General features: G+C 34.5%; 27 protein-coding genes. 13 read left to right on the forward strand and 14 right to left on the reverse strand.

What is annotated here, in order from left to right:
• Positions 1-15 precede the first annotated feature (15 nt).
• Both ACW9XA_RS00100 and ACW9XA_RS00105 read left to right on the forward strand, forming a co-directional pair.
• Positions 16-528, forward strand: a complete 513-nt coding sequence (locus ACW9XA_RS00100) for a hypothetical protein (protein ID WP_457762434.1) — start codon at positions 16-18, stop codon at positions 526-528.
• Positions 529-596: 68 nt separating this feature from the next.
• Positions 597-893 (forward strand): hypothetical protein, encoded by a 297-nt coding sequence (locus tag ACW9XA_RS00105; protein WP_457762435.1) that lies wholly within the window; start codon positions 597-599, stop codon positions 891-893.
• Positions 894-897: 4 nt separating this feature from the next.
• Here the strand turns inward: ACW9XA_RS00105 and ACW9XA_RS00110 are convergent, their stop codons facing one another.
• The 3 genes from ACW9XA_RS00110 to ACW9XA_RS00120 form a co-directional block, all read right to left on the reverse strand.
• On the reverse strand, positions 898-1,494 hold the full coding sequence (locus ACW9XA_RS00110) for a response regulator (protein WP_457762436.1): 597 nt from the start codon (positions 1,492-1,494) through the stop codon (positions 898-900).
• Between the two features lie 306 nt (positions 1,495-1,800).
• Positions 1,801-3,687, reverse strand: coding sequence for an arginine--tRNA ligase (locus tag ACW9XA_RS00115; RefSeq protein WP_457762437.1), 1,887 nt, complete (start codon positions 3,685-3,687; stop codon positions 1,801-1,803).
• 1 nt (position 3,688) lies between these two features.
• Entirely contained in the window at positions 3,689-4,384 is a 696-nt protein-coding gene (locus ACW9XA_RS00120; protein WP_457762438.1) for a phosphoglycolate phosphatase, read from the reverse strand.
• A gap of 89 nt (positions 4,385-4,473) precedes the next feature.
• On the opposite strand from ACW9XA_RS00120, the gene ACW9XA_RS00125 reads away from it, so the two are divergent.
• Together ACW9XA_RS00125 and ACW9XA_RS00130 are read left to right on the forward strand one after the other, a co-directional pair.
• Positions 4,474-5,583, forward strand: coding sequence for an OBG GTPase family GTP-binding protein (locus tag ACW9XA_RS00125; RefSeq protein ID WP_457762439.1), 1,110 nt, complete (start codon positions 4,474-4,476; stop codon positions 5,581-5,583).
• Between the two features lie 289 nt (positions 5,584-5,872).
• The gene (locus tag ACW9XA_RS00130) at positions 5,873-6,214 is read left to right on the forward strand and encodes a hypothetical protein (RefSeq protein WP_457762440.1); all 342 of its coding nucleotides are present in this window, start codon (positions 5,873-5,875) and stop codon (positions 6,212-6,214) included.
• A gap of 264 nt (positions 6,215-6,478) precedes the next feature.
• Here the strand turns inward: ACW9XA_RS00130 and ACW9XA_RS00135 are convergent, their stop codons facing one another.
• Positions 6,479-8,116 (reverse strand): collagen-like protein, encoded by a 1,638-nt coding sequence (locus ACW9XA_RS00135; RefSeq protein ID WP_457762842.1) that lies wholly within the window; start codon positions 8,114-8,116, stop codon positions 6,479-6,481.
• A 125-nt stretch (positions 8,117-8,241) separates the two neighbouring features.
• On the opposite strand from ACW9XA_RS00135, the gene ACW9XA_RS00140 reads away from it, so the two are divergent.
• Entirely contained in the window at positions 8,242-9,363 is a 1,122-nt protein-coding gene (locus ACW9XA_RS00140; RefSeq protein ID WP_457762441.1) for a tetratricopeptide repeat protein, read from the forward strand.
• Here the strand turns inward: ACW9XA_RS00140 and ACW9XA_RS00145 are convergent, their stop codons facing one another.
• Positions 9,364-10,161, reverse strand: a complete 798-nt coding sequence (locus tag ACW9XA_RS00145; protein ID WP_457762442.1) for a sulfurtransferase — start codon at positions 10,159-10,161, stop codon at positions 9,364-9,366.
• Entirely contained in the window at positions 10,158-11,963 is a 1,806-nt protein-coding gene (locus tag ACW9XA_RS00150) for a nitrite/sulfite reductase (protein ID WP_457762443.1), read from the reverse strand. The genes ACW9XA_RS00145 and ACW9XA_RS00150 overlap by 4 nt, the downstream gene beginning before the upstream one ends.
• A gap of 168 nt (positions 11,964-12,131) precedes the next feature.
• On the opposite strand from ACW9XA_RS00150, the gene ACW9XA_RS00155 reads away from it, so the two are divergent.
• Complete coding sequence (locus tag ACW9XA_RS00155; RefSeq protein ID WP_300325955.1) at positions 12,132-12,950, forward strand: sulfide-dependent adenosine diphosphate thiazole synthase; 819 nt, start codon at positions 12,132-12,134, stop codon at positions 12,948-12,950.
• Positions 12,951-12,974: 24 nt separating this feature from the next.
• Positions 12,975-13,745, forward strand: coding sequence for a DUF6775 family putative metallopeptidase (locus tag ACW9XA_RS00160; protein WP_457762444.1), 771 nt, complete (start codon positions 12,975-12,977; stop codon positions 13,743-13,745).
• Here the strand turns inward: ACW9XA_RS00160 and ACW9XA_RS00165 are convergent.
• Genes ACW9XA_RS00165 through ACW9XA_RS00175 form a run of 3 tightly spaced genes read right to left on the reverse strand, consistent with a single transcriptional unit; the run spans position 13,736 to position 15,429 of the window.
• Positions 13,736-14,638, reverse strand: coding sequence for a malate dehydrogenase (locus ACW9XA_RS00165; protein ID WP_457762445.1), 903 nt, complete (start codon positions 14,636-14,638; stop codon positions 13,736-13,738). The genes ACW9XA_RS00160 and ACW9XA_RS00165 overlap by 10 nt on opposite strands.
• A gap of 15 nt (positions 14,639-14,653) precedes the next feature.
• Entirely contained in the window at positions 14,654-15,088 is a 435-nt protein-coding gene (locus ACW9XA_RS00170) for a universal stress protein (protein ID WP_457762843.1), read from the reverse strand.
• Entirely contained in the window at positions 15,088-15,429 is a 342-nt protein-coding gene (locus tag ACW9XA_RS00175) for an HPF/RaiA family ribosome-associated protein (protein ID WP_300325943.1), read from the reverse strand. Before ACW9XA_RS00175 ends, ACW9XA_RS00170 begins: the two co-directional genes overlap by 1 nt.
• 109 nt (positions 15,430-15,538) lie before the next feature.
• On the opposite strand from ACW9XA_RS00175, the gene ACW9XA_RS00180 reads away from it, so the two are divergent.
• Positions 15,539-16,393 (forward strand): CBS domain-containing protein, encoded by an 855-nt coding sequence (locus tag ACW9XA_RS00180; protein ID WP_457762446.1) that lies wholly within the window; start codon positions 15,539-15,541, stop codon positions 16,391-16,393.
• Between the two features lie 2 nt (positions 16,394-16,395).
• On the opposite strand, the gene ACW9XA_RS00185 is transcribed toward ACW9XA_RS00180, so the two are convergent.
• Positions 16,396-16,824: a universal stress protein gene (locus ACW9XA_RS00185; RefSeq protein ID WP_457762447.1), complete on the reverse strand. Its 429-nt coding sequence runs from the start codon at positions 16,822-16,824 to the stop codon at positions 16,396-16,398.
• Positions 16,821-17,252, reverse strand: coding sequence for a universal stress protein (locus ACW9XA_RS00190; protein WP_300325935.1), 432 nt, complete (start codon positions 17,250-17,252; stop codon positions 16,821-16,823). Before ACW9XA_RS00190 ends, ACW9XA_RS00185 begins: the two co-directional genes overlap by 4 nt.
• A gap of 111 nt (positions 17,253-17,363) precedes the next feature.
• Between ACW9XA_RS00190 and ACW9XA_RS00195 the strand changes: the two genes are divergently transcribed.
• Genes ACW9XA_RS00195 through ACW9XA_RS00210 form a run of 4 tightly spaced genes read left to right on the forward strand, consistent with a single transcriptional unit; the run spans position 17,364 to position 19,568 of the window.
• Complete coding sequence (locus ACW9XA_RS00195; RefSeq protein WP_457762448.1) at positions 17,364-17,801, forward strand: CBS domain-containing protein; 438 nt, start codon at positions 17,364-17,366, stop codon at positions 17,799-17,801.
• A gap of 48 nt (positions 17,802-17,849) precedes the next feature.
• Positions 17,850-18,851: a thioredoxin-disulfide reductase gene (trxB, locus tag ACW9XA_RS00200; RefSeq protein WP_457762449.1), complete on the forward strand. Its 1,002-nt coding sequence runs from the start codon at positions 17,850-17,852 to the stop codon at positions 18,849-18,851.
• Positions 18,851-19,075, forward strand: coding sequence for a hypothetical protein (locus ACW9XA_RS00205; RefSeq protein ID WP_457762450.1), 225 nt, complete (start codon positions 18,851-18,853; stop codon positions 19,073-19,075). The genes trxB and ACW9XA_RS00205 overlap by 1 nt, the downstream gene beginning before the upstream one ends.
• Before the next feature lie 19 nt (positions 19,076-19,094).
• On the forward strand, positions 19,095-19,568 hold the full coding sequence (locus ACW9XA_RS00210; RefSeq protein ID WP_457762451.1) for a hypothetical protein: 474 nt from the start codon (positions 19,095-19,097) through the stop codon (positions 19,566-19,568).
• 1 nt (position 19,569) lies between these two features.
• Here ACW9XA_RS00210 and ACW9XA_RS00215 read toward each other — a convergent pair whose 3' ends face one another.
• Together ACW9XA_RS00215 and ACW9XA_RS00220 are read right to left on the reverse strand one after the other, a co-directional pair.
• Positions 19,570-20,562 carry a cysteine synthase family protein gene (locus tag ACW9XA_RS00215; protein WP_457762452.1) on the reverse strand — a complete coding sequence of 331 codons (993 nt, stop codon included), beginning with the start codon at positions 20,560-20,562 and terminating at the stop codon, positions 19,570-19,572.
• An 8-nt stretch (positions 20,563-20,570) separates the two neighbouring features.
• Entirely contained in the window at positions 20,571-20,807 is a 237-nt protein-coding gene (locus ACW9XA_RS00220; RefSeq protein WP_457762453.1) for a sulfurtransferase TusA family protein, read from the reverse strand.
• Between the two features lie 97 nt (positions 20,808-20,904).
• On the opposite strand from ACW9XA_RS00220, the gene ACW9XA_RS00225 reads away from it, so the two are divergent.
• On the forward strand, positions 20,905-22,323 hold the full coding sequence (locus ACW9XA_RS00225; RefSeq protein ID WP_457762454.1) for an SLC13 family permease: 1,419 nt from the start codon (positions 20,905-20,907) through the stop codon (positions 22,321-22,323).
• 23 nt (positions 22,324-22,346) lie between these two features.
• Here the strand turns inward: ACW9XA_RS00225 and ACW9XA_RS00230 are convergent, their stop codons facing one another.
• Positions 22,347-22,793 carry a universal stress protein gene (locus ACW9XA_RS00230; RefSeq protein ID WP_457762455.1) on the reverse strand — a complete coding sequence of 149 codons (447 nt, stop codon included), beginning with the start codon at positions 22,791-22,793 and terminating at the stop codon, positions 22,347-22,349.
• Between the last annotated feature and the right edge of the window lie 81 nt (positions 22,794-22,874).

Raw genomic sequence — 22,874 nt, forward strand, 5'->3', positions numbered from 1 at the left:
AGAATGATTACGATTATGGCAAAGACATCAGAACAAATGAAAGACCTAGTTGAAGAATATATCAAAGTAACAAACATCAATTACGAAGATCAAACCGAAAAGATTCGAGAGAAGAGCAAGATCATAGACTGGCAATTTCACGTGGGTGCAAATGTGATAATTAGTAAAAATGCAAACAGGACGGACAGAATTCATGTGAATGTAAATATGCGTTTTCCAGCTCAAGATTCAAAATTATTAGTAATGAAAAATCCATCATTTTCAAAAGCAATAATGGAGATAAGTGAAATTTGCACCATATGCCATGTAGGTCATCAATGGATCAAAGATGGGGAAAACATTGCAGGGTTGGCCATATTTTCTCATGTGGATGAAGAGGTTCTAGACAGAGTTTCATTTCACAATACGTGGGATAACGTTGCTAGAGTTTCAGGACATATTCAAAAAATTCTTCGTTCAAATTTCAGTGGATTTTCAACACAAGGCAATACAACAGATGCTACAATTGACAAATCAATGTATGGTTAAACAGTCAATTTTTCAGGAAAAACCAACACCGAAATGAACATACACTAGTAAAACACCATCAAAACGAAATGATTTCTTTAGAACATAGAATTCTTAGTGAATACAGAATAAAAATAGCAAAGATTGAGACGCTTGTAAAATTCATTTTGAATCATAGAGAACCTAAAGGGGAAGAAGTTAAAGAAGCATCTGAATTTCTAGAAATACTGATAAATGAAACAGATAGATTTTATCAAGATAACAGTGCAATATTGTCAATTAATGGAAAAAGACCTCACGATAGGACAAAACTTCCAGAAAACAAAGAATGGAATGAAAACATCGAGAAATTTTATGAGAAAAACCCCAGAAGACCTAGAAAATAATCATCTATTCAACGATTTGAGACAATTTTTGAATATGACTAATATCATTTTTCGCAGCCAAGTCTAGTGCTTTTTGCATTATTTCTCTAGGCTGTTTCACGTATTTTTCTTTAGTTGGAACTATTCTACATTCTGCAAGAATAGGTAATTTTTTGAAATTTTGATATTGTTCAAAGGTAAGAGGGCAAGTATATGATTTAGAATCGTCATTAAATGAATATTGTATTTTAATGGGCATAGTAGTATTTGTTTCCTTTAAAATCACTTCAACCAAATTGCTTGTATCAACAGGTTTGAATAAGATTTTTGTAGGCTTTAATGAATTTAGTTCATCATTCATCAAATCAGATGAACCGCCAGTAACGATTAGAACTGTACTTTTAGGATCAATCTCTCTGATTTTTTTCAAGGCATATTTTCCATCATATTTTGGCATCATCAAATCCAATAAAACCGCATCAGGACGTAATTGTTCAAATAATTTAGATCCTTCCAACCCATCATACCCTTTTCCAACAACATCAATACCATACAATTCTAAAAGTTCAGACATAGAGTTAACAATGTCCTTATTATCATCAATAACAATAACAGTCGTCATATTTTCCCATACCTGTTTCAATCATATTCAATCTTCAAATTAAATGGTGTCTGTTCAGGAAATAAATAACAAGTTAAGACACGATAAAGAGAATAAATTCATATTTTGTATGAAAGTGTGCAATAAAAACACATGAACTAAAATTAAGACAATTTGCTTCTATTTTGTGCTCATTATATCATTAGGAACATTTATGGCTTGATTGATTTCAACTGACAGTAATTGGTTTGCACGCCAAGATACTTTACAGAGTTTCGGCTCAGCAAAGTATCCCTAGGGAGATAAGAGTATTATCTCTCTAGGACATTACATTCTATCAGGAGCTTTGATTCCTAAAAGAGATAATGCTTTCTCTAAAACGATTTTAAAAGAATTTACCAAACATAGCCGAGCATTTTCAAGATCAACATCATTCAAATCCAAGACCTTTGATTTTTCATAAAATGAATTGAACGCCACGGCCAGATCATAACAATATCTTGCAATAACTTTAGGTGAAAGATTGTTTGTTGCATCCCTAACTTGTAAATTAAAAAGTCCAATGTTTTTGATCAAATCTAATTCAGGTTTTTCTTTCAACAAAGAGAAATCAACATCAATTGTTGGAGTACGCTTAGATTTTTCCAGAATTCGAGACGCTCGTGCATAAGTATATTGAATATAAGGCGCAGTGTCACCCTCCAAGCTAAGAGATTTTGTCAAATCAAAAGTGATAATTTTATCTAAATCTTGTTTTATCATTTCATATCTCAAAGTCCCAACAGATACCAGATGAGCAATAGAATCAATTTCAGAATCACTCATTTCAGGATGTCTTTTTCTAGTTTCATCTTTTGTTTTTTCTTTTAGAATATCATATACAGAATCTGCATTTACATACAGTCCTTTACGACCAGACATTTGAGCTTGTTTTCCATCAGTGTCCAAACCAAGAGTTTTTGCAGTTTCAGAACTTAAAGTGACTGACTCATACCCAAGGTGATTATATGCATCTGGTGTCGATTTAAATTTCCCCATCAAACTAGTAATTATTTTTTGTAATCTAGCTTGTCTAGAATCAATTACAGTGACAACTTTTTCGCCAGTAAAATTTTTGGAAATAGGATTTGTTTTATCCAAAGTGGTTTGCCATAAAATACGTGAATTTGGCTGTTCTGAGGGATATTTTTCATAATTGAATGGATCTTCAAGTAAACCTAGTTTCCAGGCAGCATATGGAATATCTTTGGCAATATATGTAGCAGTCCCATTGCTACGAACAATTACTTTGTCCTCTTCCTTATCTTCACCACGAATTACCCAACAGCCTTTGTTTTTCCCCTCATTTTCAAATTCGACGAGGTTCATTTCTTGTAGTTTTTCAAATATTTCATTCCATAAACCAGAACGAATGATTTGAGATTCAAAATTCAGACAATCATATGTAACATCAAGATTCCAACAAGTTTCAAGTTGTCCTGCTAATACCCGCCTAGTTATTTTATCTGCAAATTTTGCAATTTCAGAATCTCCATCTTCAAGTTCTTTTAGAACATTTTTTCGAATATCTTCAAGACTAGGATCAGCCTCGTATTTTTCAGTCGTTTTAACATAAACATCATCACCGCAGTAATGATCAAATTTTTTTCCATTTGGAGGTTCTTGATCATAATCAAAATGTTTGAATCCAACTATGATGTCTGCAACTTGAAGTCCAGAATCATCAATGTAATTTAACACATTGACTTTGTATTTTGCTTTTTGTAGAATTCGAGAAATAGTGTCACCTATGATTATATTTCTAATATGTCCAATATGAAGAGCTTTGTTTGGATTTACACTAGTGTGTTCAACCACTATTGTCGACCCATTGCCAATATCAACATCACCACAGGTTTCAAGATAAGATTCAGATAAAATCAACTGATTTAGTTTGTCCCAGTTTGCATAGAAATTAAGATATCCAGATGTATGAGATTCAGATTTTAAAACAAGAGTATTTCTGCAAGCAGAGTATTTTTCAGAAAGCATTTCAGCGATTTCTCGAGGGCTTTTTTTGAGTTGTTTTGTAAGTAAGAAAGCAATGTTAGAGCTTACATCACCAAAACCAGGTTTTGCAGGTTCAACAGAAAACTGCACATCAGATACAGATAGATCAGATATGATTTTGTTCAGATTATTCTCAATTTCATCCAGTATTGATTTGAATGTCATATTATATCTCAGATAATTTAGGTGCTAATTTATCTAATGCTTCAAGAACACCATCACCTGCACTTGCAGATACCACCATATTTGCTTCAGATTTTACCTGATCGGATGCATTCCCCAAAGCAATACTAGTTTTTGCTATTTTAAACAGAGGAATGTCAGTTGCACTATCACCAATGGCAATTACATCTTCACGTGAAATAGATAATTTTTCCATAATCCTCGTAAAACCAGATCCTTTGTTAATACCAGAAGAATTGATATGATATGCATATTGACTATCAGATAACTCTACGGAAATATTTTTTTCAGAGAGTAATTTTCTAGCAAGATCTAAATCAAAAGTCCGTTCCAAAACAACTTCAGTCATCCTAGGAAAAACACGTTTCTCTTTTACGTTATCGATGTTACTTTTTAGTATATCAAAAGCACTTTTACATTCATCGATTTTACCCAACAAAATATGATCTTCTGAATCCAATGTGATACAACCTCCATTTTCACCTACAGCAATTTTTGTGGTTCCACCAAAAACAGAAAGCAGAAATCCTTCAACAGAAGAACGTCCTGTTACATAAATGACATTGTGACCCATGGTGGTTAAACGTCGTAATGCCTCTAGAGCATCTAGATGAATCCGACCACCGCCATTTTCAGTAATAGTACCATCAATATCCACTGCAAATGTTCTCTTTTTCACAAAAATTGTTTTTAGAACCGAATAATATTTGCTACTAACCAAAGTAATACGGTTTTATTTGAAAAGAATGTAAACAGATTTGACTAGTAATGGGGATTCCTGAAAAAATTAAAGCAATTCAAGATGAGATGGCAAAAACCCAGATCAATAAAGCAACTGAGCACCATATCGGATTACTAAAGGCAAAGATTGCAAAATTGAAAAGAGAGCAAGAATCAGAAGTTGCAAAAAAATCAGGGATGAAGCAAGACGGATTCGATGTCAGACGTACAGGAGATGCAACTGTTGTTTTCATCGGATTACCAAGTGTGGGAAAATCAACCTTGTTAAATAAAATGACCAGTGCTAAATCTACAGTCGGGGCTTTTCAATTTACAACACTAACTGTAGTTCCAGGAATGATGGAATATAGAGGTGCAAAGATCCAAGTATTAGATTTGCCAGGAATTATCAAAGGTGCATCCACTGGTAAGGGCTTAGGAAAAAGAATTTTATCAGTCGCTAGAACTGCAGACTTGGTCCTATTAGTATTAGATGTGTTTCAGCCATATCATGAAGATGTTTTAACGAATGAGTTAGGAAATATAGGAATCAGATTAAACCAATTACCCCCAAACATAACAATTGAAAAAGCATCGATGGGAGGAATTGCAATTGCACAGCAAGTAAAGTTAACGAAAATCACAGAGAAGCATTTGAAGGACATCTTACATCTGTACGGATTAGTTAGTGCCAGAGTCGTGATAAGAGAAGACATAACATCTGAACAATTAGCTGATCATATTGCAGGCAACATAAGCTATTCCAAAGCACTTACAGTGTTAAACAAAATAGATTTGGTTGATGAAGCATTTCTAAAAGATTTGAAAACAAAAATCAAATCAGATGTGGTAGAAGTATCTGCAAATTCAGATACCAATATCGAAATACTCAAAGAAAAAATTTATGAAAAATTAAAATTCATCAGAATTTACATGCGACCAAAAGGAGGTGAAACAGATTTCAAAGAACCATTTATTGCAAGGGAAGGAGACACTGTAGAAGATATTTGTAATAAAATGCATAGACGATTGAGAAGAGAATTCAGATATGGTTTGGTTTGGGGGAAGAGTGTAAAGTTTGGAGGTCAAAGAGTAGGTTTGAATCATGTTTTGCTTGATGAAGATGTGCTTACAATCATCAAAAGACGTGGGAATTAATTAAAGAGATCAAGGAATATGGAAAAATTTTGTCACAAAAATTTAAAAAAAATAAAATAAAAAAACAACATTAGAAAAACCGACATATTTACGAATAAAAAAGGACCCAATTAAGCAATTTTTTTAAAAAATATGTGATCTAAAAATGAAAAAGCAAATAAAAATAATAAAACAAAAAATTCGATCAAAAATAAAAAAAAATAAAAAAAGTTACTTGATAAATAGTAATCAATTTGTGTAAATTTCTTTAGTTTAACCACTGAAAAACGATGAAAATGCGGTTTCTATCATGGCTACAAAAAGAAAAGCTGCAACTAAACGTAGATCAACTAAAAAATCTACCAGTGCAGCTCCAAAAAGAAAAGCTACTAGAAAAACTGCAGCTAAGAAAGCAGCTCCAAAGAGAAAGGCAGCAACAAAAGCCGCTCCAAAGAGAAAAGCTACTAGAAAAACTGCAGCTAAGAAAGCAGCTCCAAAGAGAAAAGCAGCTCCAAAGAGAAAGGCAGCAACAAAAGCCGCTCCAAAGAGAAAAGCTACTAGAAAAACTGCAGCTAAGAAAGCAGCTCCAAAGAGAAAGGCAGCAACAAAACGCAGAGCCGCTCCAAAGAGAAAAGCAGCAAAAAGACGATAATCTCGTCAGTAAATTAACAATCGTCACAACGACGACGAATTGTTTTCATTTTTCTAAATTCTAAACAGTGTTAACTATGAATCATTTCACATTAAAAAAATAATAAAACATGTTTTATGAAAAAAGATTTTTTATTTAATGATAAAAAATATAACAATTGTCAAAAAATATTTTGAAAATTAATTAGAAAATTTTAAAACAAAATTTCAGCATATGAAAAATAAGTTTTTCATAAAGGGATTTTGTAAAACACATCAAAAATAATCAGTAAAGATAACTCATCAATTTGATTTGTTCTTCTGTAGTGATGATATTTTTGTTAGTTAGAATTTCTAGTAAATCTTTGAAAAGTGCTTTTTGTTCAGATGACATTCCTCCAGATGGACCTTTTTCTCCAGGTGGACCAGGTGGACCTCTTGGACCGGCTGGGCCTACAGGACCTTGTCCTCCTACAGGACCTTGTTCACCTATTGAACCAATTGGACCTGTGGGACCACGCTCACCTTGTGGACCTTGAATACCTTGTGGACCTTGTGGACCTTTTTCTCCAGATGGACCAGTAGTTCCACGCTCACCTTGAGAACCTTGAGGGCCTTGTGGACCTTTGTCACCGGGAGGACCAGTTGGACCAGTTAATCCTTTGTCGCCAGTTGGACCAGTGGAACCTTTGTCACCTTTTTCTCCTTGAGGTCCAGGAACACCAGTTAATCCTTTAGAACCAGCAGGACCTTGAGGGCCTTGTGGACCTTTTTCTCCAATAGGACCTTCAACTCCCTTGTTGCCTTTTTCTCCAATAGGACCGGGAGGACCTACAGGACCTTTGTCGCCAATAGGACCTACAGGACCAGTTAATCCTTTGTCGCCATGAGGTCCAGGTGGGCCTAATGGACCTTTGTCACCGGGAGGACCTACAGGACCTTTGTCGCCAATAGGACCGGGACCTCCTTGAATTCCTTTTTCACCTTGCACACCAGACAATCCAGTTGGACCTTTTTCTCCAGGTGGTCCGGTTGGACCAGTTAATCCTTTGTCGCCAGGAACACCTTGCGGACCGGTGTCACCTTTGTCACCGGGGACACCTCTTAATCCAGTTGCTCCTTTGTCACCAACAGAACCAGTTGGACCTTTTTCTCCTTTGTCACCAAGTGGACCTTTTAATCCAGATGGACCCTTATCTCCAATAGGACCAGTTGGACCTTTTTCTCCTTTGTCACCGGGAGGACCAGTAACTCCCTTGTCACCTTTGTCACCTTTGTCACCAGTAACTCCCTTGTCACCGGTTAATCCTCTATCGCCAGAAATTCCCTTGTCACCTTGTGGACCTTTGTCACCAGTGGAACCTTTGTCACCGGGAGGACCTTTAGGACCATCAGGGCCTTTGTTTCCAGGTGGACCTTGTGGACCAGGTGGACCTTGTGGACCTTGTGGACCTTTGTCACCAACAGGTCCAGGTGGACCATCAGGGCCTTTGTTTCCAGAAGGTCCTGACAGATTATCATTTGATTTTGTAAAACGTTTAGGTTGAGGTTCAGAAATTATTTTTGGTTCAGTTTTTGGTTCAGGTTTTGGTTCAGGTTTTGGTTCAGGTTTAGATTTTGAACCAGACAGAGGAACATCAAAAACGCTATGCAATGAAGAAAATAAGTCAGTTACAACAATCCAAACCTTCTCAAAATTTTCAATTGTTGAAGGAAGAGGATTAGATGTAGAGCCAAGAGTTTCAGAAAATATCCCATCTTTTACTCGAAGATGAAAATTACCTTTCCATAATGCTGAAAATTGTTTTGTTTTGATTGCACTATCAGAAGGCATATTATCAGTAATGGCGATTTGGACTTCATAGACACCTGATTGTTTGAAAGGTGCCTGTCCTTGAATCTCTAATCGTGGCTGAGATGACACAATCGTTTGTGGATATTTCAAGTATTTCTGTATTTAGATCGCTTAAACCTATTCCAAATAGGAGGTAAAATACCTCAGGCTCGATTAAGCTTGGTATTTATCTAGATAAAATGAATAATTGAGCTGTGAAGAAACCATTCGGTAGGAAATCAAAAGAAGTTAAGGAGACAAAATCAGATGAAATAATCCCTCAAGAACGAAGTTTGGTTGATGTAGATTATAATCGTAAAAAATTATTTAAAAAAGGAGTTAATTTGATGGCAGATGAAAAGCTAGAAGAAGCCATTGAAGTTTTTGAACAAGCATTAAGAATTGATCCAGATAATGTTGAAACATTAATGAAATTAGGATATGCAAGATTCCACCTAGACGAGCATTCTGAAGCACTAAAAGTATATGATAAAATTTTAGAAATAGATGTCACAAATCCTGAAGCTTGGAATCTCAAAGGATTAGTACATTATGAACAAAAGAATTATGCTAAAGCCCTGGATGCAGCTCAAAAAGCCATCGAAACAGATCCCACATACGGAATGGCATGGTATAACCAAGCATGTTTCTTATCATTACTAAATCAAGTTCCAGAAGCATTAGAAGCATTGAAACGTTCAATTGAAATCGATGTCAAAAACGCCAGAAAGTCAATCAGAGATAAAGATTTCATGAATGTAAGAGTTGAAGAAGGATTCAAAAGAATTGAAGAAGTAGTAGTTTTAGAATCAATCAGACAAGGATACCACACATTAGGTGCTATTGTCTGGACAACATTTCTAGATAAAGCAGATGCAGAAACAGCTCTGAATAAATTATTAGAGAAAGGATTAATCGTACAAAATGAAAAACGTGACGGTCTAAGTAAAATTCCAATATATGATCTTGCAGACAACATTGCAGAGAAACTAGGAAAAGAAAAGAAAGGTTTGTTTGGAATTACCAAAAAAACACTGCCAAAACCAGTTAAGAATTTAAAAGAACTTAGTCAAGCAATTCAATCAGTCAAAGAAGCAATTGAAGAAGAAGATATTGATAAGACCATAGAGATTTTTGAAGTATTCATAGACCCAAAAAAATCAGGGGAGCAGATGATAGAAAATTTCTTTGATGAACATCGAGAAATAAGATTGTGGAAAATCAGATTAAAAGACAGAGGAGTAGATTATTTGATTGACAATAAAGAGAAAATGATTGTTTTGTTTGACAACATAGAAGGAACCGTAACAAAGAAACTTAGAAACGAAATTTCTTAATTATTCAGCAGACAAATCCCAGTAACTAGCATCTTCTTGTTTTTCAGTAGGTTTTTCGAGTTTTTTCCATTCTTTAAAAGAACGGACATACAATTTTGCATTAGGCAATTCTGCAGATTTTAATGCGTAATATGCCAATCCAGAAAGAGTTCCTACACTACCACAATAAGTAATGATTTCAGCATCACCTGTAATGCCTCTGTTATTCAGCAATCTTTTCATATCCTCTTTTGGTCGTAAAATTTTATCATTTGAGGCCAAAGTACGATAAGGCAAGCTTATCGCCCCAGGAATGTGCTGTTCGAGAAAATTTAATCGCTCTCTATTATCTATCAGAATTACATCATCCCTAGTTTTTGCAGATTCCAAATAATCAGACGTTGCCAAAATATCAGGTCGGAGTTTCATTGAATGCTCCTTTTTTTGAATTTCAGGGACAGTTGAATCATTTTCCAACCCAAGAGATTTCCAATGACTGTAAGTAGTTTCAAGTAATGTCACATCATTGTGTCCTAAATATTCCAGAGTCCAAGCAACTCTTGATGCTAATGCACCAAAAGTATCATCATAAACTACTACAGGTGTTTCATCATCAATACCCATAGAATTAACAAGAGCTAGAACTCGTTCAGGACTATCATCAGATAATAAATGTGCCAGAGGAAGGTTCACTGCAGAAGAAATATGATCTTGTTTGTAATCAGATTCTCTTCTAACGTCAATTACTCTGACACTTTTATCCCGGATTTCTGAACGTAAAGAATCTACATCAGTTGTAATTTTATTAGATTCTGTCAAGCAGCACATTCACCCTTGCCAGTTTTTGTATGGTAACTTGTGTCAGTACCATAGTCAAGATAAAAATCAGGATCTTCATCTTTTGTTGGAGGAATCGTCAATGGCTCAAGAATGTTTTTAAGATCACTGACAGATTTGATTTCAGAATCTTCATTTCCACTAACAATTCTATGAATCCAAGACTTCATAGTATCATCAGATTTTTTATTCTGTTTGAAAATTTCAATGATCTTAAGAATTACAGGGATTACTCTCTTTGCAGGAACTCTAAGAAGGGTATGACCTAACATAGCATCACCATCAGAACGTCCACCTATAGACATCTGATAATTAGCATACATGTCTTTTCCAACACGTCCTCCACCACCAAAGAATCCAATGGTTGCAATTCCATGTTGTCCACAAGAATTAGGACATCCGCTTATCTTAATTGAAGAATCACTAAGATCATCGTCTTCATCAAGTTTTAACTCAAGGAATTTTCTTTGAACTTCTTTTGCGAGTCTGTGAGAATTAGTCAGAGCCAAGTTACAAGAGGTTGTTCCAGAACAGCCAATAGGAGCAGTCATAGTTAAAGCGCCAGATTTTGCCAATCCAACTTCAAGAAGTTTAGAATACATTTTTGATAAATCATCTTCGTGAACATAGCGAATAGCCACATTTTGCACAAATCCAGTCCTAGCTTTACCTTCTGCAGAAAAGTCACGAATGATATCGGCAATGGCGTTTAATTGATTCGAGGTGATATCCCCTGCCTCAAGAGTAAGAAACACAGAATGGTAACCAGATTGTTTTTGTTTAACAGTATTTGTTTTAAGCCATCTTGCAAAACCATCAGGGGCGGATTCTCCACTTTCATCAGTGATTCTAATAGGACGTTTAATTTCACTAGGAGTAGTGTCAACTTTAAGTCTAGTAATTACTGATTGAGTTGCTCTTACAACTGCTCTTTCTTTCAATACAAGATTTTGGAACTTTTCCCAACCCATTTCATTTACAAGATAACGTAGTCTATTTCTTGCAAGATTAGTTCTATCGCCCATTCGATCAAATAGTCGGACCACTGCAATTGAAGTGTAAAGCAAATCATCTTCGGGAGTAAACTCTTCTAATTGATGTCCAACAAAAGATTTGTTACCCAATCCACCTCCAAGAAATATCTTGAAGCCTTTTTGTGGCACACCGTCTATTTCTCTTATTTGTGGAATTAACCCCACATCAACTATTCTTGCCATACCATGTTTCTCACAACATGTAAAAGTGAATTTGAATTTACGTGGCAATCCCTGAGACATTGGATTTCGTAAAAAGAATTTTGCAGTAGCAAGTGCATAAGGAGTGGAATCAAATTCTTCATCAGGACATACACCAGCCATAGGACTGCACATTACATTTCTTATAGTGTTTCCACATGCTTCTCTTGAAGTCATTCCAACTTCAGCAAGACTACGCAGTATTTCTGAAACATCTTCAAGTATCACCCAGTGCAATTGAACACTTTCTCTAGTTGTAAAATGGGCATTCCCAATAGAATATTGTTCACTAAGTTGGGATATTTTTTCAAATTGGTGAGGATAAATTTCACCTGCAGGAAGTTTGATTCTAACCATTGCATAGTCATTAGTCATTCTAGTACCATATGCACCGTGCTGGAGTCTAAATCGTCTAAAACTATCTTCATCATATTTTCCCTGACGGAATAATTTCACGGTTTTTGCAAAATTGTCTGCCTCTTCAATTCTAGCCCAATTGATTTTTGGTTTTACAGGTTTGGCAGTCTGTTTAAGATTAGGTACTGTCAATACAAAGAAATCTTGTTAGTTTGGATATAAATTTTTGATATTTGGAGCTTTTAGGAGAACAATTTTACTCAAAGTACAAAATTTTCCTATTTTTATAATAGTATTAGTGTAACCTAATTTTTTAAAAATGTGGCAAAGTATTAATTATTAACAAAATTCTTCTCTCTCATGCAAGAAGCAACTGTTGCAGAACAATCAGATAAAATTTTCACAGATGTAAGGGAAGTTGAAATCACACGTGCAATTGCAAATGAATTTCACGACGTACTAATTGACAGAGCAGAATCAGACGTCATCATAATTGGTGCAGGTCCTGCAGGATTAACAGCAAGTAGAGAATTATCCAATATGGGTTACAAAGTTCTAGTAATCGAACAAAATAACTATCTCGGAGGAGGTTATTGGTTAGGAGGATACATGATGAATCCAGTTACAGTAAGAGAACCAGCCCAAAAGATTTGGGACGAGTTAGGAGTACCATACAAAAAAATTCAAGACGGATTATACTTAACACCAGGACCACATGCAGTATCCAAATTGATTGCCGCAGCATGTGATGCAGGAGTCAAGTTCCTTCAACTTACAAAATTTGATGATTTGGTTTTAAAGAATGGAAGAGTTGCAGGAATCGTAGTAAATTGGATGCCAGTCTCAGCATTACCACGCAACATTACATGTGTTGATCCAGTTGCATTTGAAGCTAAAGTAATCATAGATGCATCAGGTCACGATTCAGTTGCAGTAAAAAGACTTGTGGATAGAGGTCTTGCCAAATGGAAAGGTATGGAACCAATGTACGTAAATGATGGAGAAGAACACGTAGTACACAAAACAGGAGAAGTTTATCCAGGATTGATTGCAGCAGGAATGTCAGTTACAGAGACACATGGCCTGGCAAGAATGGGTCCAACGTTTGGATCCATGTTATTTTCTGGAAAGAGAGCAGCTGAAATTGCAGCAGCAAAAATCAAAGAGTTAGAAAGATAAGCCATCAAAGAATTAGATTTCTTATTGAAAACATCTAAAATTATTCTATACGATGAGCCAACCGTACCAGAAATCCAATTAAAAAAATTAGCAAAATTCATTGTAGACATATTTCCAGTAGAGATTGAGACAAGGGATAACTTTTTTCAAAATTCAAATCAAAAAATATTTAAAAAAATTGCAAGTGCTAGAGTTTTTGATTTAAAAAAACCGTTTAAAATACACGTTCCTACAACAGATGAAATTCAAGCAGAAGTGCAAAACAAAGACATGTCAAATAGAGAAGAAATGAATTTGTATGATGGATTTGAATTACAAAAAATAGCTTCAGAATACATATCAAAAGAAGAAAATCAAATAGATACATTACATATTATTTTTACAAATAAACTAACGTGTACATTTGATGAAAATGATTTCAGATATCATGCACGAGCAATGATTGGTTCAAATCCAGCAATTATTTCGACTTCAGGCATAATAGAAGCACCGGCAAAACCTAAACAGTACTATTTGGATTTGATGACAGATTTTACAAGAGAAAGAGTTGAAGAAATCAAAGCAAAATACAAAGGAGAATTTTTAGAATATAACGATCCAAGAATCTCTGAAATACTTGAAGGTTATCTATTACAAGCAATAATGTACTATGAAACAGGCAATGCATTTTGTGAAAATAAAGAATGTAGACTGTACAATGCCCACTGGCAAAAAGATCTTTTGGATTTACAATTAAAAAACAAAAAACTTTGTATGAAACACGATAAAGATCTCAAAGAACTAAATCAATCTTGAAGGGATTTAATATCATTACGAATTTTTTCAGCAGATTTTTTCAAAGATGAAGATTCAGTGTCATCTAGTTTTATTTTTTGAATTTCAGACACACCATTTCTATCAATTTTTACAGGCACACCCATAGAGACATCGTTTTCTCCATATTCACCCTCAAGTACGACAGACGCAGGAATGAAAATTTCTCTTTTGTGTAAAATAGATTCAATGACATCAAAAACATTTTTGGCAATGCCAAATTGAGATCGGCTCTTAAAGTTTCTCAAGGTCTTCCAATAATTTCGAACAGCATCCGTGATGGGGTCTCGAGTGTCAATCATAGAAAAAAGCGGATTACCTCCAACTTTTACGCCAGAAAATACAGGCACCATAGAATCACCATGTTCGCCCAAAACAAGAGCATTTGAAATTGAAGATTGTGGAACAGAAAGTGTTTCAGATATGTAATAACGAAACCTACTGGTATCAAGACTAGATGCAATTCCAATAACTTTGAATCTAGAAAAATTGCTTTCTTTTTGAAAAAAGTAGGTTAGAACGTCAAGAGGATTAGAAACTATCAAAATTATTGCAGATGGACAATATTGCTTAATTTTTTGTGCTATTTCTTTAATCATTCTAACTTGCAGCCCCATGTTTTCCGTTCTGTCTTTTTCATATACACCAACACTTGCAGTAATTACAACAATATCGGAGCTAGATAACTCTGAGTAGTCATCAGTTCCATGAATAGAAAATTTGGAATCAGCAGGAATTGCACTTGCGACATCCAAAGATTCGCCAATTGCTTTCTCTTTGTTTGGATTAAAAAGTAAAACATCATCTAATCCGTGAGATACACAAAGAAATGCAATAGATGAGCCAACTCGGCCACTACCTACAATTGAAATCAATTAAACACCTTCTGTTTATTTAACAATCAGAACTGGACAGCGGGTTTTTTGAGAAACACCGTTTGCAACACTACCCAAAAGTAATTTATCAAAACCAGTCCTACCATGAGAACCAATTACTATCAAATCATATTTTCTAGACTTTGCATAATTGACAATGTCATTTACTACAGATTTAGAAGTTATGATTTGAGATTTAATTGAAACGTTATTTTTCTCTGCTAAAGATTCTAGTTGTTCAAGATGTTTTTGTGAAACTTTTTTTTGTTTTTTGATTAATTCAGAGTCTGCTCGGGCATCATAGTATTTGTGATGCCATGCATCTCCTTCAAGACAAGTAAGTAATGTAACTTTAGAATCACGGCATTTAGCAATATCCAATGCAACTTTAAATGCCCTAGTGGACTGAGTTGAAAGATCAAAAGGCACCAGAATATTTTTGAACAAGATTAATCCTCCTTTTTACGGATACTTTCTCTTTGTCTTTTATCATAGTGTTTTGACAATTCGCGCTCTAGTTTCCTAGATAATTCATCGGCAATTTTCAAAATATCCCAACCAGATTCAGTGTAAACAAGTCGATCATCAGAAGTTTTCACAGTGGCAGTAACATCATAGTGAGTTCTAGTACCTTCAGAATTTTGAGATTCTACAGCAATTTTTGCTTCAATTATTGGAGACAATACTTGTTGAACTTTCTCTAATGCATCTCCAAATTTTGATAAAAGTACTTCATTAGCAGGTTCATCTTTTGGCAAGCCAATGACAAACAAAGGGATTTTTTCTGTCATATACAACCTACTCAAACTATAACTAAATAGCTTTCTAATAATTACCAAATTTGATTTTTAGTAATGGTTTCGTTGAAAGACATTTATCAAATTGTCATTTAATAGATCCATGGATATTAAAAATTTGAAATTATCAGAATTGATTACAAAACCAATCACAGTCAGTCCCAACACAACACTCATGAAAACTAGAGAATCAATACTAAAACACAAAGTCAAAAGAGTCATAGTTACAGACAGGAAAAATCCAGTTGGAATCATAACTGAAAAAGATATAGCAAAAAAAATTTATGAATTAGGATCAACCCCCATTAAAGATGTAAAAGCAAAAGATTTCAAACCAAGAAAATTATTTACACTGACGAGAGAAAATACAGTAAAAGAATGTGCACAAATGATGAAAAAGCACAGAATTAGTGTGGTAATTATTTTAAATAAAGACAAAACGCTTGAAGGAATAGTAACTGAAACAGATCTTGCAAAAGCATTTCTCACAAAAGGTTCAGACTCTATCAAAGTTTCAAAGATAATGCAGTCAAATGTAATTACTGCATCTCCAAGTGATCCAATATTACATGTGGAAAGTTTATTGTTAAAATATAAAATTTCCAGAATCATCATCAAAAGAAATCAAAAACCGGTAGGTGTTATCACATTCAGGGATTTTGTACCTGCAAAAATCCCACAATGGATTGCAGAATCAGCAGATCCTAAAGAAGTTCAAGAATATAAATTCAAAAAAGGATTGGAGGAAATACACTCAAATCAGATGAGTTATCTTTTTCCATTTCATGCAACAGATATCATGGCAACAAATCCAATTACAGTAGAGTCAGATAATGATGTCAAACTTGCAGTTACTAAAATGATCAAATACAACATCAGTGGTCTTCCAGTCGTAAAAAATGACAAATTGGTAGGAATAATTACAAAATCAGATGTTGTAAGTACATTAGCAAATTAAGTTCATTTCACAATCAAGACAGAGCACGATGAAGACTGAGAAATTTTATTTGAAACACTTCCAAGCAAAAATCTAGCTACAGAGCCAAGACCTTTATTTCCAACAACAACAAGATCACATTTTTCTTTTTTTGCAAGTTTTTCAATTTCATTTACAATATTTCCTTCTTTCAAGAAAATTTTTGCAGATATTCCTTTTTTAGACAAATCAGTCTTAGATTTATCCAAAACTTTTGTTCCAAACTTTCGCAGTATTTCCAAATATTCTTTTCTATCCAGTAAATTGATGGGAATAGATTTTTCGATAACGTATATCAAAATGATTTCAGAATTGAATGCATCAACAAATTCACATGCACGTTTTAATGCTTTTTCAGAATATGTCGAACCATCTAGAGGAACTAGGATTTTCTTGAAATTATTTGCAGTCATTTTACTACCAATACAGGCTTTTTAGATTTGTGAAGAACATAATTAGAAACACTACCTAAGAAAATTTCTTTTGCAGCACTTCTTCCACGTGCACCAATAACAACCAAATCAATTCTATTTTTCGAATTGTTTGCAAATCGTGCAATGTCATATCCAGGATCTCCTGCTATTGCTTTTCCAGTCAACATGATTCCTTTTTTTGCGGCACGTAATTTTGCATCGGCAAGTAATTTTTTCACTTCAGTCATTGAAGAAAAATCCAGAAATCCAAGAGGGTGGATTGCATAAATCCCCGGCACCGATTTTACAGCCAACGCAGTGATCGTCCCTTGAGACTGTCTTGCAAGATGAATAGCCATGTCCAATCCACGAAGAGAATTTTTAGACCCATCTAAAGGAACTAGGATTTTCTTTGTTTTGACAGCCATATATGATCACAATGTAAATTCGGGTTTAAAGACTTATGTGATTATCCTTATTGATTATCAATCTTGGTAATTTAGAATTTATATCATATAATTGAAAAAAAGAATCCAATCATGAATAGTACATTTGTCAAAGATGTAATGAATAAGAATGTACTAACACTAGACAAATCAACATCAGTACAAGAAGCTGCAGAACATATGAAAAAGCTAAGAATAGGATGTGTTATCGTTACAGAAAACAAAAAACCAATTGGAATTATTACTGAAAGGGATTTTGTCACAAAAATTGCTGCAGACGGAAGGCCGTTATTTACAGAAATAAAAGAAGTAATGTCATCACCATTGATTACAATTGATCCGGATGAGACAATCTGGGAAGCATCAGAATTGATGAAAGAGAAAACCATTCACAAACTTCCAGTCAAAGAAAATGAGGAGATTGTAGGAATTGTTACAACGTCAGATATTGTAAGAATATCAAGTGTTGGATCAGATTCAGAGATGAGAAGAATTTGTGATCAAATTCTTTTGCGAATGAAAAATGAATGACTGTGAAGGATATTCACTTAAATTATTGAAATTAAGACAGATAGCATAATGATGGCAGGAGATGCAGGTGCAGCAGTTCTTGAAACAAAAGATGACGTACCTAAAATTTCAGATAAAACCAAGACAAAATTTGATGTCATCATCATAGGTGCAGGACCTTCAGGATACACTGCAGGGATTTATTGTTCAAGAGCAGGATATGATACTTTAATTTTATCAGGAATTTTACCAGGAGGACAGCTAGTAAACACAACGGAAGTTGAAAACTATCCAGGATTTGAAAACGGCATAATGGGTCCGGACTTGATGATAGAGATGAGAAAACAATCTCAAAGAATGGGGACTACAATCATAGATGATGTTGTAGTGAACGTTGATTTTAGACATAAGCCATTCAAAGTTCTAACAGCATCAGAAGAATACGAAGGGCGCGCTGTAATTATTGCAACAGGAGCAAATCCAAGGAAATTAGGATTGGAAGGTGAAGAGACATTTGGCGGTAAAGGAGTTTCATATTGTGCCACATGTGACGGACCATTCTTTAGAAATCAAGATATCATTGTTGTAGGAGGAGGAGATTCAGCTATTGAAGAGGCAACTTTTCTTACAAAATTTGCAACAAATGTCCACTTAATTCATAGAAGAGATGAATTACGTGCAAGTAAAATCATGCAAGAAAGGGCACTTAACAATGAAAAAATAAAATTTCATTGGGACTCAGCAGTTACAGAAATTAAAGGAGATCAAAAGATGCGACAAGCAGTTTTAAAAAATCTAAAAACAAATGAAGAGACCACACTAGATGCAGGAGGTTTATTTGTAGCAATTGGACATGAACCAAATACACAATTGTTCAAAGGTCAGATTGATTTAGATGAAGAAGGGTATATTGTATTGAAAAATAAAACATATACAAACATAGAGGGTGTTTTTGCAGCTGGCGATGTACACGATAGAAATTACAGACAGGCAATTACAGCAGCAGCTTTTGGATGCATGGCAGCAATTGATGTAGACAAGTATCTTACAGAAAGTGCAGACAGCAAATAATGAAAAATGCTCAATGCAAAAAATGCCTGAATAAATTTTACGAAAAAGAGATCTACACTATTCAGCAATTTCAATATAGAAAACAACCAACATACAAGTGGTCAGTGACATATTTTGATAAATTAGGAATATCCGAATGGGATTCATTCTGTGAAAAATGCATATTGTTTTACTCAAAAGAATCAGAGAAAGAATGGAAAAAACAATCTAAACTCTTTATTTGAGAAGAAAAAGTAAGCAATGATGAGTGAAGAGCAAGAAAATCTCAAAAAATCTGCAAAAGAACATAGTGACAAATTAGCAAAATTAGGTAGAGGATTAGGAGAGATTCAATTCAGTTACAAAATTGAAGAAAAAGTAACTAAAGAATATTGGAAACAAAGAATGGATGATTTTAAAAAATACAATGAAAAAGGTTTGGAATACTACAATCAAGTTCATGCAATGATGAATCTAGTAAACAAAGAAGAAGCGCAGATATTTCTTTTACAAATAAGTAAATTCAGACAACTAAGTAAAATCTTGTTAGAAACAATGGAGAAAATTAAAGAAAACCCATCTATAGTAGACTCTAAAGATAAACAGCAAAGTTCTTGGAGTAGAGAAATTAAAAATAAAATAACAGAGCAAAGTAACAAGTGTTTACGGCATGAAATGGATATGAATTCTTCATTTAGAGAATTTTATGAAAAACATTTGAAGAAGATTCTTGAATAGATCAGTATGCTAGTTCAGAGAGATATTTTGCATCTTTAAGAGAATTATCAAATTCTTCTTCAGTCATAACGTTTTGAGTTGCATAAACACTTTTGAATTTTCTTCCATCATCAGCAAAAATTCCTACAACGCATGCATTTCCAGATATAGGATATTTTTTCATGCAAGCATACACTGCTGCAGATGATGGACTGATCAAGAGTTTGTCTTTGGCATACACTTCTTTAACAACTGAAAATGCTTCATCATTGTCAGCAGATACCCAATCATCTACGACATTTTCTCTTTTCAAGAATAAATCTGGCTTTGCAGATTCTTCAAAATTTCTCCAACCTTGAATTAAATGATTTTGTTGTGGTTGACATCCAATAATTTTGATGTTAGGGTTTTTTTCTTTAAGAAAAGCACCAATTCCAGTAATAGTACCGCCAGTGCCAACACCAGTAAAGAAATGAGTTACTTTCCCTTCAGTTTGTTTCCAAATTTCAGGTCCTGTTCCAACATAATGTCCTTTGAAATTAGCTTCATTTGCATATTGGTTTGGAGAGTAGTAAGTGTCAGGTCTTGAAGAAGCAATAGATGTGGCAAGAGCAATACTCTGATCAGTGCCAGCACCCACTTTAGGACACAAATCATCACTAGTTTCAAACACTTTAGCTCCCAATTTTCTTATGATGTCTTTAGTTTCATTACTTGCTTTTTCCGGGATGACGATTTCAACTTTGTATCCAAGTAGATTTGCAATTCCGGTTAATGCAATGCCAGTGTTACCAGATGTTGGTTCAATGATGATGCTTTTCCCTTTTTTTAAAATTCCTTTTTCTTCACCATCTTTGATCATCCAATAAGCAGCTCTATCTTTGACTGAACCAAATGGATTGTGTCCCTCTAGTTTTGCAAAATATTCTACATTATCATGAGAAAGAGAATCCAAACGAACTAAAGGAGTGTTTCCTACACGATTCAATACATCTGTATCAGTTACAGTAGTCATGATTTAGATTATTTCACCTTTTTAATTTTGAATGTGATGGTATCACCGTCTTTTGACATATCCATTAACTCATGTCCATTTCGAGTAACCCATCTAGAAATATCATCTTCTGCAGCTGGATCATCAGCAGATACAACAATCACATCGCCTACTTGCATTCTTTCAACTTCAATTTTTGTTCTAAACACAGGTTCAGGGCAAAATAATCCAGTGGCATCTAGTTTTTTTTCAGCAGATTCAGACATCAGTGACTAATTTTTAAAGGCCAATTTGTCATATTAAAATCTATTTTAACAAGTTACATCAATAGAGATAAAATTACTCTGAATGCAGATATGGAAGATGAAATTTAATCTCAGAAGACTAGGTATGGTTTTAGGACCTGCCTTATTTTTTCTAATTATATTCATACCCACACCTGAAGGGATGGATTATTCTGCAAAAGCAGTTTTGGCAATTTCAGTATGGATGATTGTGTGGTGGATTACTGAGGCGATTCCTGTTTATGCAACTGCGTTACTTCCGATGGGGTTAATTCCCTTACTTGGAATACTTCCAATAAAACAAATTGCAGCAGAATACATGCATCCAATAATTGTACTATTACTTGGAATGTTCATGATAGCCTTAGCAATTGAAAAATCAGGATTACATAAAAAAATTGCATTTGAATTGATTTCAATATTTGGTTATTCTCCAAAAAGAATAGTGTGGGGCTTTATGATCACAACAGCTTTGCTTTCAACAGTGGTAATGAGTACCACTGTTGTTTTGATATTGCTTCCTATTGCTGCAACAATTTTGACTGCTCTTTCTAAGACTAATTTCGTAACAACAAAATTCAAAGTTATTTTTATGTTATCTATTGCGTATTCCTCATCAATTGGAAGTGTTGCAACTCTGATTGGAGCCCCTCCAAACTTACTTTATGCGGCAACAGTGATGGAGATGTTTTCACACAAGGTAACATTTGCAGAATGGTCCATGTTTGGAACTCCGCTAGCATTCTCTATGCTAATTCTTTGTGGATTGTACATGAATATGCAAATCGGGAAAAACAATTCAGAAACAACATTTGAAATTAAAAAAACCATCCTATTGGAAAAATCACTTGTGGGAAAAATGACGCTGGAGCAAAAAACAGTGCTCGGTGTACTCATAGGGGTATTGGTCCTAATGTTTACAATTCCATTATGGCAGCCTGAAGGATCTTTTATCACAAATTCAGTAATTGCAATCTTGGGAGGAATTTCTCTCTTTATCTTACCTAAGACTAGATCAGAAAGTTTGATGAATTGGGCAGGAATTGAGAAACTCCCTTACGGTTTATTGTTTTTACTAGGAGGAGGATTCGCATTATCTTTGGCATTTATGGATTCAGGATTAGCAACTTGGATTGCGCATTCATTATCGTTTGTTGGAGACTATCCATTTGAACTAGTGATTGTGGTTTTGGTTGCAATGATCATGTTTTTGACAAATGTAAAATCAAATACTGCAACTGCAGCAATTTTCATTCCAATTGTTGGAACCATGGCCATGCTAAATGGATGGGCCCCTCTGCCAGTGCTGTTTGCGATAACGGTCGCAACATCATTTGCATTTCTTTTACCTATGGGAACCCCACCCAATGCCCTGATTTATGAAAAAGCTCAAATTTCAATCAAAGCAATGGTAAAACACGGATTGGTTCTCAACACAATGGCAATTGGATTGATCACAATATTTACAATAATGGTAACAACAAAAATTCTAATCTAAAAAACAGTTTGTGATTTATGGAATCAGGTGGGTTTATTGGATAATTTAACTATCAACACAGGGCAATTCGATTTTGCTACTACCTCGGATGCAACACTGCCAAGAACCAATTTTTTAAACCCAGATCTACCATGAGATCCCATAACAATCAAGTCCATGTTATTTTGTTCAGCAAATAAAAGAATTCCATTTACAGGAGAGGGATTGTGAACAACGTCAACGGATATGGCTACATCGTCAGCAGAATGGATATTTTTTATTTTATTCAAATCTTCTTTTGCCTTTACCTCCATCTCATCATGTACTTCTTGAGCTCGTGACCAAGACATTCCAGATGTATCAATATCACTTCCAATTACGGTCAACAAAGTTAATTTTGAATCAAATTTCTTAGCAATTTCCATTGCTTTATCCAAGGATAAATCGGCAAAATCAGTAAAATCGTAGGGAACAAGAATGTTATTTATCATAGATTAATTAAAACTATTTCAAATATTAAGATATATAAAAATTCTAAACGTGCTGTGTTGTTTAACAATCCCGATTTAGTG

The organism is Candidatus Nitrosopumilus sp. bin_6a, from assembly GCF_054095695.1.

What these genes read in the sequence shown, in the direction of transcription:
- ACW9XA_RS00100 (WP_457762434.1), top strand. Translation starts at nt 16, where the DNA reads ATGGCAAAGACATCAGAACAAATGAAAGACCTAGTTGAAGAATATATC.
- ACW9XA_RS00105 (WP_457762435.1), top strand. Translation starts at nt 597, where the DNA reads ATGATTTCTTTAGAACATAGAATTCTTAGTGAATACAGAATAAAAATA.
- ACW9XA_RS00110 (WP_457762436.1), bottom strand. Translation starts at nt 1,494, where the DNA reads ATGACGACTGTTATTGTTATTGATGATAATAAGGACATTGTTAACTCT.
- ACW9XA_RS00115 (WP_457762437.1), bottom strand. Translation starts at nt 3,687, where the DNA reads ATGACATTCAAATCAATACTGGATGAAATTGAGAATAATCTGAACAAA.
- ACW9XA_RS00125 (WP_457762439.1), top strand. Translation starts at nt 4,474, where the DNA reads ATGGGGATTCCTGAAAAAATTAAAGCAATTCAAGATGAGATGGCAAAA.
- ACW9XA_RS00130 (WP_457762440.1), top strand. Translation starts at nt 5,873, where the DNA reads ATGGCTACAAAAAGAAAAGCTGCAACTAAACGTAGATCAACTAAAAAA.
- ACW9XA_RS00155 (WP_300325955.1), top strand. Translation starts at nt 12,132, where the DNA reads ATGCAAGAAGCAACTGTTGCAGAACAATCAGATAAAATTTTCACAGAT.
- ACW9XA_RS00175 (WP_300325943.1), bottom strand. Translation starts at nt 15,429, where the DNA reads ATGACAGAAAAAATCCCTTTGTTTGTCATTGGCTTGCCAAAAGATGAA.
- ACW9XA_RS00180 (WP_457762446.1), top strand. Translation starts at nt 15,539, where the DNA reads ATGGATATTAAAAATTTGAAATTATCAGAATTGATTACAAAACCAATC.
- ACW9XA_RS00185 (WP_457762447.1), bottom strand. Translation starts at nt 16,824, where the DNA reads ATGACTGCAAATAATTTCAAGAAAATCCTAGTTCCTCTAGATGGTTCG.
- ACW9XA_RS00190 (WP_300325935.1), bottom strand. Translation starts at nt 17,252, where the DNA reads ATGGCTGTCAAAACAAAGAAAATCCTAGTTCCTTTAGATGGGTCTAAA.
- ACW9XA_RS00195 (WP_457762448.1), top strand. Translation starts at nt 17,364, where the DNA reads ATGAATAGTACATTTGTCAAAGATGTAATGAATAAGAATGTACTAACA.
- trxB (WP_457762449.1), top strand. Translation starts at nt 17,850, where the DNA reads ATGATGGCAGGAGATGCAGGTGCAGCAGTTCTTGAAACAAAAGATGAC.
- ACW9XA_RS00205 (WP_457762450.1), top strand. Translation starts at nt 18,851, where the DNA reads ATGAAAAATGCTCAATGCAAAAAATGCCTGAATAAATTTTACGAAAAA.
- ACW9XA_RS00210 (WP_457762451.1), top strand. Translation starts at nt 19,095, where the DNA reads ATGAGTGAAGAGCAAGAAAATCTCAAAAAATCTGCAAAAGAACATAGT.
- ACW9XA_RS00215 (WP_457762452.1), bottom strand. Translation starts at nt 20,562, where the DNA reads ATGACTACTGTAACTGATACAGATGTATTGAATCGTGTAGGAAACACT.
- ACW9XA_RS00220 (WP_457762453.1), bottom strand. Translation starts at nt 20,807, where the DNA reads ATGTCTGAATCTGCTGAAAAAAAACTAGATGCCACTGGATTATTTTGC.
- ACW9XA_RS00225 (WP_457762454.1), top strand. Translation starts at nt 20,905, where the DNA reads ATGAAATTTAATCTCAGAAGACTAGGTATGGTTTTAGGACCTGCCTTA.
- ACW9XA_RS00230 (WP_457762455.1), bottom strand. Translation starts at nt 22,793, where the DNA reads ATGATAAATAACATTCTTGTTCCCTACGATTTTACTGATTTTGCCGAT.